We start from the raw sequence: 1,103 nt of genomic DNA, 5'->3' as shown, positions 1-1,103 counted from the left end.
GCTGCGGAACAAGCGGGTCGTCCGTCTGGGTGGTCACGACGACGGCGTTCCCGCCGTCGGTGCGGACGCTGAGCTGCACGCCGTCGAGGATCCGCGGCTTGGGCTTGGCATTGGCTGCTGCCGTTAACGACGCCGCCACTTGCTCCGCCGTCAGGAGCGTTCCGTCATGGAATTTCACGCCTGCACGGAGTTCGAAGCGCCAGTTCCTGCCGTCCAGTTGCGTCCAGGCTGTTGAAAGCGATGGCTGGGCATCGCCGAGGGCATCCAGGACAACCAAAGTCTCGGCGGTCTTCCAGCGTGAGAGTTTGAAGGCGTCGTCGCTCAAGGGAGTAAGTCCTGAACGCGGTGGCTGCAGCATGGCTACCTTGATCCGGGAGTCGGTGCTGCTGGCTGATGGCGCGGTGCCTTGGGCGAAGCAAGCGCTGAGGGCGGCGGCCATTGCGGAGGAGAGGAGTATCGCGGCAACTGCTTTTGGGCGTGGAATAGCCATGGATTGGTGCCTGTCTTTCGTGGGTGTGAGTGGATCAAACGGTGTGGAGTTGTTGCGGACGCGGTGCCGGGACGGATGCCGGAAGGAAGCGATGTATGAGTGCCGCGGAGCTCGCCGCGAGAATTGCCGACACCAGCCACGGAGAGACCGCGGCCAGGGATGGTGTGGTGGCCTGTTCATAGAGCGGAGCAAGGAGCAAATTGCCGAGGAGAACCATGGTTCCGCCGCAACTCGCGAGCAAGCCGTAATAGGCGCCGGTGGAGCGTCCTGCGGCAAATTCGAGGACCAGATCCATGGCAACTGGTGCCACGCACATGTGCCCGACGGCGAGCGCAGTGACCAGCAGGAACGCCGGTAGCGCAGGGAATGCGTCGGGCGGGGGGAAGGCGGCCATGGCTGCGATAGCGACGAACCCCAGGGCCTGAACGGCGAATCCCGCGGCGAGCGCGACGCCCGGTCCCTTCCGTTTCATGAGCCTGGCGATGGGCCATTGCAGGGTGATGATCAAAATGGATGCGTAGGCGAAAATCGCCGAGAGCGCACCCAAACCCGCGTCGCTCCGTTCCAGCTCGATGGGCAACCCGAAGTAGAGCTGGTTGTAGGCAAAGAGGTT

The 1,103-nt window shown here is 63.6% G+C and carries 1 protein-coding gene and 1 pseudogene; both read right to left on the bottom strand.

What is annotated here, in order from left to right:
* Positions 1-490, bottom strand: a 490-nt coding sequence (locus AHiyo1_RS17205; protein ID WP_253257415.1) for an ABC transporter substrate-binding protein, incomplete at its 3' end; no start/stop codon positions are given.
* A gap of 34 nt (positions 491-524) precedes the next feature.
* A pseudogene (locus tag AHiyo1_RS24895) lies at positions 525-1,103 on the bottom strand (MFS transporter); the annotation flags it as partial.

The organism is Arthrobacter sp. Hiyo1, from assembly GCF_001263615.2.
GTDB lineage: Bacteria > Actinomycetota > Actinomycetes > Actinomycetales > Micrococcaceae > Arthrobacter.
This window is presented reverse-complemented; position numbering and strand designations above follow the sequence as displayed.